The sequence below is a fragment of the Kitasatospora sp. NBC_01560 genome, assembly GCF_045208415.1.
Classification (GTDB): domain Bacteria; phylum Actinomycetota; class Actinomycetes; order Streptomycetales; family Streptomycetaceae; genus Kitasatospora.
This window is the reverse complement of sequence record NZ_CP109364.1, coordinates 1,451,501-1,466,278: the sequence shown is the minus strand read 5'-3', so window position 1 is coordinate 1,466,278 and position 14,778 is coordinate 1,451,501. Positions and strand designations below refer to the sequence as shown.

At 74.3% G+C, this 14,778-nt stretch carries 2 pseudogenes; both read left to right on the top strand.

Annotated features, from left to right (window positions below):
* Positions 1-76 precede the first annotated feature (76 nt).
* A pseudogene (locus OH807_RS06040) lies at positions 77-14,431 on the top strand (type I polyketide synthase); the annotation flags it as partial.
* Positions 14,408-14,713: pseudogene (locus OH807_RS06035) on the top strand (acyl carrier protein); the annotation flags it as partial. The pseudogenes OH807_RS06040 and OH807_RS06035, both read left to right, overlap by 24 nt.
* Between the last annotated feature and the right edge of the window lie 65 nt (positions 14,714-14,778).

Below are 14,778 nucleotides of genomic sequence, written 5' to 3'. Positions count from 1 at the left end.
TCCGGTCCTCATCACCACAGGAAGGTTCCTCTCCACCATGTCGAACGACAGCAAGCTCGTTGACTACCTCAAGTGGGTCACGGCGGACCTGCACCAGACCCGCCAACGGTTGCTGGAGGTCGAGTCGGGCCAGCACGAGCCGGTCGCCATCGTGGGCATGGCGTGCCGGCTGCCCGGCGGGGTGGGCTCCCCGGAGGATCTCTGGCGGCTGCTCGCCGAGGGGCGGGACGGCGTCGCGGAGTTCCCCACGGACCGCGGGTGGGACCTGGACGCCCTGGCGGGTGACGGCAACGGGAGCAGCGCGGCGCTGGAGGGTGGCTTCGTCGATGCCGGCGCCTTCGATGCGGACTTCTTCGGCATCTCGCCGCGCGAGGCCGTGGCGATGGACCCGCAGCAACGGCTGCTGCTGGAGACCTCGTGGGAGGCGTTCGAGCGGGTCGGCATCGACCCGGTGACGCTGCGGGGCAGCCGGACCGGTGTCTTCGTCGGCACCGCAGGGGTGGACTACGTCGGCGTGGTGATGAACTCCGCCGAGGACGTGGAGGGCCACGCCACGACGGGCCTCACGGCGAGCGTGCTGTCGGGTCGGATCTCGTACGCACTCGGCCTGGAGGGGCCGGCGGTCACGCTGGACACGGCCTGCTCCTCCTCGCTGGTGGCCCTGCACCTGGCGGCGCACTCGCTGCGGTCCGGCGAGTGCGCGTTGGCGCTGGCGGGCGGGGTGACGGTGCTCTCCACGCCGATGAGCTTCTCCGGTTTCACCCGGCAGGGTGGGCTGGCTTCGGACGGTCGGTGCAAGGCGTTCGCGGAGGCGGCGGACGGCACGGGCTGGTCGGAGGGTGTGGGTGTGCTGGTGCTGGAGCGGCTGTCGGACGCCCGGCGCAACGGGCACGAGGTGCTGGCGGTGGTGCGCGGTAGTGCGGTCAACCAGGACGGTGCCTCGAACGGCCTCACCGCGCCGAACGGCCCGTCGCAGCAGCGGGTGATCCGCCAGGCGCTGGTGAGTGCCGGTCTGTCCGCGGCAGACGTCGATGTGGTGGAGGGCCACGGCACGGGTACGCCGTTGGGTGACCCGATCGAGGCGCAGGCGTTGCTGGCGACGTACGGCCAGGAGCGGCCGGCGGGCCGGCCGTTGCTGTTGGGTTCGCTGAAGTCGAACATCGGGCACACGCAGGCGGCTGCGGGTGTGGCGGGTGTGATCAAGACGGTGATGGCGATGCGGCACGGCGTGTTGCCGAAGACGCTGCACGTGGACGCGCCGTCCTCGCAGGTCGACTGGTCGGCCGGGTCGGTGGAGCTGCTGACCGAGGCGGTGGCGTGGCCGGAGAGTGACCGTCCGCGTCGTGCGGCGGTGTCGGCGTTCGGGATCAGTGGGACGAACGCGCATGTGATCGTGGAGCAGGCGCCGGTGGTGGAGGAGGTTGCCGCCGAGCCGGTGGTGGCGCCGGGTGTGGTGCCGTGGGTGGTGTCGGGGAAGTCGGAGGCGGCGCTCGACGCGCAACTGGTGCAGGTGGCCGAGTCGGCCGGACTGTCGCCGGTCGATGTGGGGTTGTCGCTGGCCGGGCGTACGGCGTTCGGGCACCGGGCGGTGCTGTTGGACGGCGTGGAGGTGGCGCGCGGCACGGCCGTGGAGCGGTCGCCGGCGGTGCTGTTCTCCGGGCAGGGGTCGCAGCGGTTGGGGATGGGGCGGGAGTTGTACGCCCGGTTCCCGGTGTTCGCGGAGGCCTTCGACGCGGTGTGTGCGGAGCCGGGCTTCGGGTCGGTGCGCGACATCGTCTGGGGCGCGGACGCGGAGCTGCTGGATCGCACGGTGCATGCCCAGGCCGCGCTGTTCGCGGTCGAGGTGGCGCTGTTCCGGCTGGTGGAGTCGCTGGGCGTGCACCCGGACTTCGTGGCCGGTCACTCGATCGGTGAGGTCGCGGCCGCGCACGTGGCGGGAGTGTTCTCGTTGACGGACGCCTGCACGCTGGTGGCCGCCCGCGGCCGGCTGATGCAGGCGCTGCCCGCGGGCGGTGCGATGGTCGCCGTCGAGGCCACCGAGGCCGAAGTACAGTCCCTGCTCAACGAGTTCGTGTCGATCGCTGCCGTCAACGGACCGTCGTCCGTGGTGCTCTCGGGTGAGTGTGAAGCAGTTGAGGCGGTCCGCGCCCACTTCGCGCACCAGGGCCGCCGGACCACTCCGCTGTCGGTGAGCCACGCGTTCCACTCGTCGCTGATGAATCCGATGCTGGACGAGTTCCGCACGGTCGTGAAGGGTCTGTCGTACTCCGCGCCGCGGATCCCGCTGGTGTCGAACGTGACGGGCGGGCTCGCGACGGCCGAGCTGGTCGGTGCTCCGGAGTACTGGGTGCGCCACGTCCGGGAGACCGTTCGCTTCGCCGACGGCGTGCGGGCGCTGGCCGCGGCAGGAGCCTCCGCCTTCGTGGAGCTCGGCCCTGACGGGGTGCTGACCGCCCTGGCCCAGCCGGTGCTGGAGCAGGACGTGGTGGCGGTGCCGGCGCTCCGCAAGGACCGGGCCGAGGAGTCTGCCCTGCTCGCCGGCCTGGCCCGGCTGCACGTCGCGGGTGTGGCCGTCGACTGGGCCCGGCTGTTCGACGGCACCGGCGCCCGCCGCGTGGACCTGCCCACCTACGCCTTCCAGCACGAGAAGTACTGGCCCAGGCCGGCGACGCACCTGGGCGACCTGACCGGGGCCGGGCTGATGCCCGCGGAGCACCCGTTGCTCGGCGCGACCGTCGCCCTGGCGAACTCCGAGGGCATGCTGTTCACCGGTCGGCTGTCGCCGAAGGCGCACTCGTGGCTGGCCGAGCACACCGTGGACGGGGTCGTGACCTTCCCGGCCACCGGCTTCCTGGAGCTGGCCGTCCGGGCCGGCGACTTCGTGGGCTGCGACCGGGTCGAGGAGTTCACCCTCTCGGCGCCGCTGGTCCTGGCCGAGAGCAGCGCGGTGTCGGTCCAGGTCTGGCTGGGCGCTCCCGACCCGTCGGGCGCGCGGACGCTGAGCCTCTTCTCGCGTCCTGACGGAGTCGTCGAGGGCCCTTGGACGGAGCACGCCTCGGGTGTGCTGGTGGTGGGGGAGCGGGTGGCGGACTTCGACGGGTCGGTGTGGCCGCCGCGTGGTGCGGTGGCCGTGGCGTCGGGCGACGGGCTGTCGGTGTGGCGGAGGGGCGAGGAGACCTTCGTCGAGGCGGGGCTGCCGGACGCGGTGGCCCGGGACGCTCAGCAGTACGGTATACACCCGGCGTTGCTGGCGGAGGTGGTGCGGGCCGTCGGCGGCGAGTTGGTGCCGGTGGCGTGGGGTGGTGTGTCGCTGCATGCGGCGGGTGCGCCGCGCGTGCGGGCGCGGGTGGTCCGGGTCGGCGAGGACGTGGTGTCGCTGGCGGTGGTGGATGTCGAGGGTGCGCCGGTGCTCTCGGTGGACTCGCTCGCGTTGGGCACTCTGTCGGCCGGGACGGCTGCGGCGCAGGACGGGTTGCTGCGTCTGGAGTGGGTTCCGGCTGCGTCGAGTCCGCCGGCGGTGTCGCGTCCGGTGTCGGGGGTGGTGCGGTCGGTGACCTTGGGCGTGGAGGTCTCGTGCCTGGCGGAGGTGCCGGAGGACGCCGCGCTGGTGGTGGTTCCGGTGGCCGGCGCTGGGTCGGACGTCCCGGGTGCGGTACATGAACTCACGGCTCGGGTGCTGGGGTTGGTGCAGGAGTGGGTTGCTGCGGAGCGGTCGGCGCGGCTGGTCTTCGTGACGCGCAACGCGGTGCAGGCCGATGCCGGTGAGGTGGTGCGGGACCTGGCTGCCGGTGCGGTGTGGGGTCTGGTGCGGTCGGCGCAGTCGGAGAACCCGGGCCGGTTCCTGTTGGTGGATGTGGACGAGGGCGCCGAGCTGCCGGTCGGCGAGGTGCTGGCTGCGGACGAGTCGCAGCTGGTGGTGCGTGGTGGTGTGGTGCGGGTGGGTCGGCTGGCCCGCCAGGCCACGGGTTCGGGATCCTCGGTGTGGGCCGGGGCGGGGACGGTGCTGGTCACGGGTGGGACGGGTGGTCTGGGCGCGGTGGTCGCCCGCCACCTGGTGGTCGAGCAGGGGGTGCGCACGCTCCTGCTGCTGAGCCGTCGCGGCCCGGAGGCGCCGGGAGCGGCGGAGTTGCGGGCGGAGCTCGCCGGGCTGGGTGCCGAGGTGGCGGTCGTTGCGTGTGACGCGGCGGACCGTGTGGCGTTGGCCGGGGTACTGGAGCAGGTCCGCGATCTGTCGGCGGTGGTGCACACAGCGGGTGTGCTGGACGACGGTGTCGTCACCTCGCTGACGGCGGAGCGCCTCTCGGCCGTGTTGCGGCCGAAGGTGGATGCGGCGTGGAATCTACACGAGTTGACCGAGCACCTGGACCTGTCGGCCTTCGTGCTCTTCTCCTCGATCTCGGGCCTGATGGGCAGCGCCGGTCAGGGCAACTACGCGGCGGGCAACCTCTTCCTGGACTCGCTCTCCCGGCACCGCCGTTCCCGTGGCCTGGCGGCGCAGTCGCTGGCCTGGGGCGCTTGGGCCCCCTCGGGCGGTATGACGGGGACGCTCTCCGAGGCGGATCGCCGGCGGATCGCCGCGTCCGGGGTGCCGCCGCTGTCGGTGGAGCAGGGCCTGGCCCTCCTCGACGCCGCGACCGCCACCGACGAACCGTTCCTGGTGCCCCTGGGCCCGTTGGTGACAGCGGGACCGCCGCGCCTTCGGGGCGAGGTGCCGACCATGTTCCGCGGCCTGGTCCGGGGCGGGCGCCGGATGGCCGCCACCACCGCGGACGGGGCCGGCACCGCGGTGGCGCTCGCCGCACGGCTGTGGGCACTGCGCGAGAGCGAGCGGGCCAGGCACCTGGTGGAGCTTGTCCGCACCGAGGCCGCCTCCGTCCTGGGGCACGCCTCGGCGCGGTCCATCGGCGCCGAGCGGGACTTCCACGACCTGGGCCTGGACTCGTTGACCGCGTTGGAGCTGCGCAACCGGCTGACGTCGGTGACCGGGCTGAGGCTGCCGGCCACCCTGGTCTTCGACCACCCGACCCCCACTGTCCTGGCCGAGCACCTGCTCGCCGAACTGCTGGACGATCACGGTGAGGTGACCGTCCCCGCTGCGGTGGCCGCGGGCATCTCGGACGACCCCGTCGCGATCGTCGGCATGGCCTGCCGCCTCCCGGGTGGGATCGCCTCCCCGGAGGAGCTCTGGCAACTGGTCCTCGACGGCGGGGAGGGGATAACCGACTTCCCCACCGACCGGGGCTGGGACTTGGACACCCTGCAGAGCGGCGGCCAGGACGGTCGTGGCCGCAGTGCCACCGCCAAGGGTGGATTCCTCTCCGAGGTGGCCGAGTTCGACGCCGGCTTCTTCGGCATCTCGCCGCGCGAGGCCATGGCGATGGACCCGCAGCAGCGGCTGCTGCTGGAGACCTCCTGGGAGGCGGTCGAGCGCGCCGCGATCGACCCCGCGACCCTGCGCGGCAGCCGGACCGGTGTCTTCGTCGGCACGGGCGGTCAGGACTACCTCATGCTGGTGATGAACTCGCGCGAGGACATCGAGGGCCACGCCAGTACGGGCCTCGCCGCGAGCGTGGTCTCCGGCCGCGTGTCGTACACCTTCGGCCTGGAGGGCCCCGCGGTCACCGTCGACACGGCCTGCTCGTCCTCCCTGGTGGCGATGCACCTCGCCGCCCAGTCGCTGCGCAGTGGCGAGTGCTCGCTCGCCCTGGCCGGTGGCGTCACCGTGATGTCCTCCTCCCTCGGTTTCCCCGGTTTCACCCGGCAGGGTGGGCTGGCTTCGGACGGTCGGTGCAAGGCGTTCGCGGAGGCGGCGGACGGCACGGGCTGGTCGGAGGGTGTGGGTGTGCTGGTGCTGGAGCGGCTGTCGGATGCCCGGCGCAACGGGCACGAGGTGCTGGCGGTGGTGCGGGGCAGTGCGGTCAACCAGGACGGCGCCTCGAACGGCCTCACCGCGCCGAACGGCCCGTCGCAGCAGCGGGTGATCCGTCAGGCCCTCGCCAACGCCGGCCTGGCGGCCGCCGACGTGGACGCGGTCGAGGGCCACGGCACGGGTACCACGCTGGGTGACCCGATCGAGGCGCAGGCGTTGCTGGCGACGTACGGCCAGGACCGGCCGGCGGGCCGGCCGTTGCTGTTGGGTTCGCTGAAGTCGAACATCGGGCACACGCAGGCGGCTGCGGGTGTGGCGGGTGTGATCAAGACGGTGATGGCGATGCGGCACGGCGTGTTGCCGAAGACGCTGCATGTGGACGCGCCGTCCTCGCACGTCGACTGGTCGGCCGGTGCGGTCGGGCTGCTCACGGAGGCGCTGCCCTGGCCCGAGGTGGATCGTCCGCGTCGTGCGGCGGTGTCGGCGTTCGGGATCAGCGGGACGAACGCGCACGTGATCGTCGAGCAGGCGCCGGCGGTGGAAGAGCCTGCCGCGGGGTCCGTGGTCTCGCCGGGTGTGGTGCCGTGGGTGGTCTCGGGCAAGTCGGAGGCGGCACTCGACGCCCAGTTGGGGCAGGTGTCCGCACTGGAGGAACTGTCCTCGCTCGATGTGGGGTTGTCGCTGGCCGGGCGGACGGCGTTCGGGCACCGGGCGGTGCTGCTGGACGGCGTGGAGGTGGCTCGGGGTGAGAGCGATGAGCGGTCGCTGGCGGTGCTGTTCTCCGGGCAGGGCTCGCAACGCCTGGGTATGGGACGGGAGTTGTATGCCCGGTTCCCGGTGTTCGCGGAGGCGTTCGACGCGGTGTGTGCGGAGCCGGGCTTCGGGTCGGTGCGTGACATCGTCTGGGGTGCGGACGCGGGGTTGCTGGATCGGACGGTGCATGCCCAGGCCGCGCTGTTCGCGGTCGAGGTGGCGCTTTTCCGGCTGGTCGAGTCGCTGGGCGTGCGGCCGGACTTCGTGGCCGGTCACTCGATCGGTGAGGTCGCGGCCGCGCACGTGGCGGGCGTGTTCTCGCTGGCGGACGCCTGCACGCTGGTCGCTGCCCGTGGGCGCCTGATGCAGGCGCTGCCGGCCGGCGGCGCGATGGTCGCCGTCGAGGCCGCCGAGGCCGAAGTCCTCCCCCTGATAGGCGAGTTCGTCTCGATCGCCGCTGTCAACGGACCGTCGTCCGTGGTGCTCTCGGGTGACCGTGAAGCGGTCGAGGCGGTCCGCGCCCACTTTGCGCACCAGGGCCGCCGGACCACCCCGCTGCCGGTGAGCCACGCGTTCCACTCGCCGTTGATGGATCCGATGCTGGACGAGTTCCGCACGGTCGTCGAGGGTCTCTCGTACGGCGCGCCGCGGATCCCGCTGGTGTCGAACGTGACGGGCGGGCTCGCGACGGCCGAGCAGGTGTGTTCGCCGGAGTACTGGGTGCGCCACGTCCGGGAGACCGTCCGCTTCGCCGACGGAGTAAGGGCGTTGGCCGAGAGCGGCGCGTCGGCCTTCCTGGAGCTGGGCCCCGACGGAGTGCTGACCGCCCTTGTCCGGCAGAGTCTGGACCAGGACAGCGTGGTGGCCCCGGTCCTCCGCAAGGACCGCGGCGAGGAAGCTGCCCTGCTCTCGGGCCTCGCCCGGTTGTACGTGGCGGGCGTGGCCCTCGACTGGGCCAGGCTCTTCGACGGCACCGGCGCCCGCCGCGCGGCACTCCCCACCTATGCCTTCCAGCACGAGCGCTACTGGCCGGACAACCGCCCCGTCGCCACCCGGGCGCCGGGCGCCGACGAGGATCCCTTCGACGCACGGTTCTGGGCCGCCGTGGACGGCGAGGTCCTGGACACGCTCGCGGCGGATCTCGACGTGGACAGCGAGGCCCTCGGGGCCGTGCTGCCGGCGCTCTCCTCCTGGCGGCGCCACCGCCGTGACCAGTCGCTGCTGGACGCCCTGCGCTTCCACGAGTCCTGGCAGCCGATGACCGGGGTGTCCGCACCCCGGGCGCCGGGCGGGTGGCTGGTCGTCGCCCCGGCGCGCACCTCCGACGAGGAGTGGACGGCTGCCGTGATCGAGGCGGTCGGACCGGAGGCGCTCTGCCTCACGGTCGAGACGGTCGAGTCCGCGCCGGACCGTCTCGCGCTCGCCACGCAGCTGCGTGAGCTCCCCACCACCGGAATCCCGTTCGCCGGCGTCGTGTCGCTGCTCGCGACGGCGGAGCCGGCCGGTGCCGGCGGGCCGGGGGCGGTGGTCTCGACCGCGGTGCTGCTCCAGGCCCTGCGGGATGCGGGGATCGCGTCGCCGCTGTGGTGCGTGACCCGCGGTGCGGTGGCGGTCGGCAGCAGTGAGTCGCCCGGGTCTCCGGCGCAGGCCGGGGTATGGGGCCTGGGCCGGGTCGCGGCGCTGGAGCACCCGCAGCAGTGGGGCGGCCTGATCGACCTGCCGGACTCGTTCGACCGGCGGGCGGCGCGACGCTTCGCGGGTGTGCTGGCGGGCCCCGGCGGTGAGGACCAGCTCGCGGTGCGGTCGGGGGCCGTCCACGCCCGCCGACTGGTGCCCGCTCCCGCCGGTTCACCGGATGCGGGCTGGACCCCCGGGGCCACCCGGGGCACCGTCCTGATCACGGGCGGGACCGGTGGCCGGGGTGCGCAGGTGGCCCGTTGGCTGGCCGGGGCCGGTGCGAGTCACCTGCTGCTGGTGAGCCGTCGCGGCCCGCAGGCGCCGGGTGCGGCGGAGCTGGCCGCGGAACTGCGCTCGCTGGGAGCCGACGTGACCGTGGCCGCCTGCGACGCCGCCGACCGCGAGGCGCTGGCGGCCGTCCTGCGGGCAGTGCCGCAGGACGCGCCGCTGACCGCGGTGGTGCACGCGGCCGCACTCGTCGACGACGGCGTGCTGGACGATCTGACGCCCGAGCGCTTCGCCGCGGTGTACCGCTCCAAGGTGGTGTCCGCGCTGTACCTGGACGAGCTGACGCGTGAGCAGGAGCTCTCCGCGTTCGTCCTCTTCTCCTCGGTGGCGGGTGCGGTCGGCACTCCCGGGCGGGCGACCGCTGCCGCCGCCAACGCGGTGCTCGACGCACTGGCCCGGCGGCGCCGGGCCGAGGGGCTGGCCGGGACGTCCCTGGCCTGGGGCGCCTGGGTCGGTGCGGAGGCGGCCGGGCCGGCCGGTTCCCAGCACGGCCCGGCACGCCGCACCACGGTCCCGGTGGTCCACCCCGAGCTGGCCCTCGCCGCGCTGCGGCAGGCCGTCACCCGGCCGGCGGCGACGCTGGTGGTGCTCGACCTGCGTCAGCCGCAGATCATCGACACGCTGGTGGGCCTGCGCGGCAATCCGCTCCTGAAGGACCTGCCGGCGGCCCGGCAGGCCATCGCCGACGCGGACGCGGCACGTCAGGAGTTCGCCTCGGCCTCCTCGGAGCTCGGGCAGCGGCTGCGGCCGTTGGGCGAGGGGGAGCGGCTGGCGGCGGTGACGGATCTCGTGCGGACGCAGGTGGCGGCCGTACTCGGGTACGCCGACCGGGCGGCCGTGGCACCCGACCGGAAGTTCCGGGACCTGGGCTTCGACTCGCTGACCGCGATCGAGCTGCCCGAGCGGCTGCACCTGGCCACCGGCGTGAAGCTGTCGGCGACCTCCGTCTTCGACTACCCGACCTCGGCCGTGCTGGCCGGACACCTCCTCGCGGAGCTGCTCCACGACCAGGACGACCCGCGCGACCGGCAGGGCCGGGCCGCCGGACGGCTTCCGTCCGCGGCGGCTCCGGTCACCGACGACCCGATCGCGATCGTCGGCATGGCCTGCCGGCTGCCGGGCGGGGTCGCCTCGCCGGAGGACCTGTGGCGGCTGGTCGCCGAGGGACGCGACGGGATCTCCGACTTCCCGGAGGACCGCGGCTGGGACCTCCGGACGCTGCTCGTCGGCGACCGGAACGGGCGTGGGCGCAGCGCGACCCTCGAAGGCGGTTTCCTGCGGGACGTCGCCGACTTCGACGCCGCCTTCTTCGGGATCTCGCCGCGCGAGGCGCTCGCGATGGACCCGCAGCAGCGCCTGCTCCTGGAGACCTCCTGGGAGGCGGTCGAGCGCGCGGGCATCGATCCGGAGCGCCTGGAGGGCAGCCGGACCGGTGTCTTCGTCGGCACCAACGGCCTGGACTACGCGACGCTCATGATGAACTCGCGGGAGGACATCGGCGGTCACGCCGGCACGGGTCTGGCCACCAGCGTGCTCTCCGGACGCATCTCGTACACCCTCGGCCTGGAAGGGCCGGCCGTCACCGTCGACACCGCGTGCTCCTCCTCGCTCGTGGCGCTGCACTGGGCCACCCAGGCGCTGCGCAACGGCGAGTGCACGCTCGCCCTCGCGGGCGGCGTCACGGTGATGACCACTCCGGTGAGCTTCGCCGGGTTCACGGTGCAGAGCGGGCTGGCCTCGGACGGCCGGTGCAAGGCGTACTCGGACGCGGCGGACGGCACCAACTGGTCCGAGGGCGTGGGCATGCTCGTCCTGGAGCGGCTGTCGGACGCGCGGGCCAACGGGCACGAGGTGCTGGCGGTGGTGCGCGGGAGTGCGGTGAACCAGGACGGCGCCTCCAACGGCATCACCGCGCCCAACGGCCCGTCGCAGCAGCGGGTGATCCGCCAGGCGCTGGCGAGCGCCGGTCTGACGGCCGCCGACGTGGACGCGGTGGAGGGGCACGGCACGGGCACCTCCCTCGGCGACCCGATCGAGGCGCAGGCGCTGCTGGCGACCTACGGGCGCGACCGCGATCCGCAGCGTCCACTGCTGCTGGGTTCGCTCAAGTCGAACATCGGGCACAGCCAGGCGGCGGCGGGTGTCGCCGGCGTGATCAAGACGGTGATGGCGATGCGGCACGGCGTGCTGCCGAAGTCGCTGCACATCGACCGGCCGTCCTCGCACGTCGACTGGTCGGCGGGTGCGGTGGAGCTGCTGACCGAGGCGCGGCCCTGGCCCGAGGTGGCCCGGCCGTGGCGGGCGGGCGTGTCGTCGTTCGGGATCAGCGGTACCAACGCGCACGTGATCGTCGAGCAGGCGCCCGCGGCCGAGGAGGCCGCCGGGGAGCCGGTGGTGTCACCTGGGGCGGTGCCGTGGGTGGTGTCGGGCCGGTCGGAGGCGGCGTTGGAGGCCCAGCTGGGGCAGGTCTCGGCGCTCGCCGGACTCTCCCCGCTCGATGTGGGGCTGTCGCTGGCGGGGCGTACCCGCTTCGGCTACCGGGCGGTGCTGCTGGACGGCACCGAGGCGGCCCGCGGCACCGCCGTGGAGCGGACGACGGCGGCACTCTTCTCCGGCCAGGGCTCGCAACGCCTCGGTATGGGGCGAGAGTTGTACGCCCGGTTCCCGGTGTTCGCGGAGGCCTTCGACGCCGTCTGTGCGGGGTTCGACGGACCGCTGCGCGAGGTCGTCTGGGGTACGGACGCGGGGCTACTGGATCGGACGGTGCACGCCCAGGCCGCGCTGTTCGCGGTCGAGGTGGCGCTGTTCCGGCTGGTCGAGTCGTTGGGCGTGCGCCCGGACTTCGTGGCCGGGCACTCGATCGGCGAGGTCGCGGCCGCGCACGTGGCGGGAGTGTTCTCGCTGGCGGACGCCTGCGCGCTGGTCGCCGCCCGCGGCCGGCTGATGGAGGCGCTGCCCACCGGAGGCGCGATGGTGGCCATCGAGGCCACCGAGGCCGAACTTCTGCCCCTGCTGGGCGAGTCCGTGTCCATCGCGGCGATCAACGGTCCGAACTCGGTCGTGCTGGCCGGAGCCGAAACCGACGTCCTGCACATCGCCGACGGTTTCGCGGCCCAGGACCGCAGGACGAGCCGCCTGGCGGTCGGCCACGCGTTCCACTCGCCGCTGATGGATCCGATGCTGGACGAGTTCCGGACCGCCGTCGAGGGCCTCTCCTACTCCGCGCCGCGGATCCCGCTGATGTCGAACGTGACCGGCGGCATCGCGACGGCCGAGCTGGTGTGCTCACCGGAGTACTGGGTCCGGCACGTCCGCGAGGCCGTCCGCTTCGCCGACGGTGTGCGGGAGTTGCGGGCCAAGGGGGTGTCCGCCTTCCTGGAGCTCGGCCCCGACGGGGTTCTGACGGCCCTGGCCCAGCTGAGCCTGGACCAGGAGTGCGTGGTCACCCCGGTCCTCCGCAAGGACCGCGGCGAGGAGGCCGCCCTGCTCACCGGCCTCGCCCGGCTGCACGTCGCCGGCGTGGCCGTCGACTGGGCCCGGGCCTTCGACGGCACCGCCGCGCGCCGCGCGGACCTGCCCACCTACGCCTTCCAGCACGAGCAGTACTGGCCGCGCCCGGCCGCCCTGTCGGGCGACGTGACCTCCGTCGGCCTGGTGCCGGCCGAGCACCCGCTGCTGGGCGCCGCCGTTCCGCTGGCCGGCTCCGACGGCGTGCTGTTCACCAGCCGCCTGTCGCCGCGCGTGCACCCCTGGCTGCTCGACCACACGGTCGACGGGCAGGCGTTCTTCCCGGCCACCGGCTTCCTGGAGCTGGCCGTCCGGGCCGGGGACCAGGTCGGCTGTCAGCGGATCGTGGACTTCACCACGACCACGCCGCTGCCGCTGTCCGGGGACGACGAGCCGGTGGTACAGGTGTGGGTCGGCGCCGCCGACGACTCGGGTCTGCGCAGCGTCACCTGCTTCGCGCGCCCGGCGGAGGCCGCGCCGGACGAGCCGTGGACGCGCTGCGCCACCGGCACGCTGGCCACCGGGGCGGGGGAGCCGGCCGCCGAGCTCGACGGGGTGATCTGGCCGCCGGCCGGTGCGGCCGAGCTCGACCTGGACGGCTTCCACCGGGAGACCGGCCACGGGCCCGCGTTCCACGGCCTCCGGGCCGCCTGGCTGCGCGGCGACGAGGTGTTCGCCGAGGCCGAACTGCCCGGCGACCTCGCGGAGGACGCCCGGTACTTCGGCATGCACCCGGCTCTGCTCGGCGCGGCGCTGCAGGCCGCCGTGCTGCTAGGGCTGGGTGAGGAGGAGCGGATCCCGCTGCTGTGCGCGTGGCAGGACGTGTCGCTGCAGGCCGGTGGCGCCGCCGCCGTCCGGATCCGGCTGACCCGGCTCGGCGAGGACTCGGTGTCGGTCACGGCGATCGACGCCGAGGGCGCACCGGTGCTCTCGGTACGGTCGCTGACCCTGCGGGCCCCGGAGACGGAAGCCACGACGGCCGGGCCGCGGAGCCGCCGGGAACCGCTGTTCACGCTGGAGTGGCCCGAGGTCGGGCAGCACACCGGCGCCGCGGCGCCGCGGTCGGCGGCGCTGGGCACCGACGAGTTCGGGCTGGGCGCGGCGGTCGGCTCGCTGGCCGAGCTGGCCAGGAGCCGGGCGGGCGTCGTCCCGGACCTGGTGGTGGCCGCACTGCCGGCCGCGGCCGGCGACGATGTACCCGCCGCCGTCCATGCCCTGACCGCGCGGGTCCTGGGCCTCGTGCAGGAATGGCTGGCCGAGGAGCGGTTCGCCCGCTCGCGCCTGGTGTTCGTGACCCGCAACGCCGTCCGCGCCGCCGACGGCGAGGAGGTGCGGGACCTCGCCGGTGGGTCCGCGTGGGGCCTGGTCCGCTCGGCGCACGCCGAGCACCCCGACCGGTTCGTCCTCCTCGACGTCGAGAAGGACGAGGACGTGCGGGCCGCGCTGGCCGGCCTCTCCGGCCCGCTGGCCGACGGCGAAGCCCAGTTCGCGGTGCGCGAGGGCGTCGTGCGGGTCGGGCGGCTGGCGGCCCTGACGCCCGGCAGCGGGAGCGGGCTGCCGAGCTGGGACCGGGACGGGACGGTCCTGATCACCGGCGGCACCGGTGCACTCGGCCGTCACCTGGCCCGCCGGCTCGCCGGCTCCGGTCTGCGGCACCTCCTGCTCACCAGCCGGCGCGGGCCGGCGGCGCCCGGTGCGGCCGAGCTGACGGCGGAACTGCGCGCGCTGGGCGCGCAGGTGACGATCGCGGCCTGCGACACGGCGGACCGGGCGGCAGCGGCCGACCTGCTGGCGGCCGTCCCGGCCGAGCACCCGCTGACCGCGGTGATCCACACCGCCGGCGTGCTCGACGACGGCATCGTCACCGCGCTGACGCCCGAGCGCCTGTCGGCCGTCCTGCGGCCGAAGGTGGACGCGGCCTGGCACCTGCACGAGCTCACCCGCGAACTCGACCTGGCCGCCTTCCTCACCTTCTCCTCCGTCGCGGGCGTGATGGGCAGTCCCGGCCAGGCGAACTACGCCGCGGCCAACTCCTTCCTGGACACCCTCGCCGACCACCGCAGGTCCCTCGGACTGGCCGGGACCTCGATCGCCTGGGGTCCGTGGGTCCAGGACGACGGCATGACCAGTGAGTTGACCGACACCGACATGCGCCGCATGCAGTCGGGCGGCATGCCGCCGCTCTCGATCGAGCAGGGGCTCGCCCTGTTCGAGGCGGCGACCGGCCGCACCGAACCGCTGCTCGTCCCGCTCGGGCTGACCGCCGGCGGCATGCGGCCGCAGGGTGAGGTGCCCCCGCTCTTCCGCGGGCTGGTGCGCAGCGCCCGCCGCACCGCCGCCGGCGCCTCGGGCGGCGCGGCCGCGGTGGCCGGCTTCACCCGGCAGCTGGGGGAGCTGGGGGAGCAGGACCGGGTCCGTTTCCTCGTCGAGACGGTCCGGGCCGAGATCGCCACCGTGCTCGGCCACGCCTCGCCCAGCACCGTCGAGGCGGACCGGGACTTCTACGAGCTGGGGTTCGACTCCCTGACGGCGGTGGAACTGCGCAACCGGCTGGCCGCGGTCACCGGGCTGCGGCTGCCGGCGACGGTCGTCTTCGACAGCCGGACACCCGCCGACCTCGCCGCCTGGCTGCGCAGCGAACTCTCCGCGCAGCCGGGCCCGGACACGGCGGGCGCCGGAGCCGC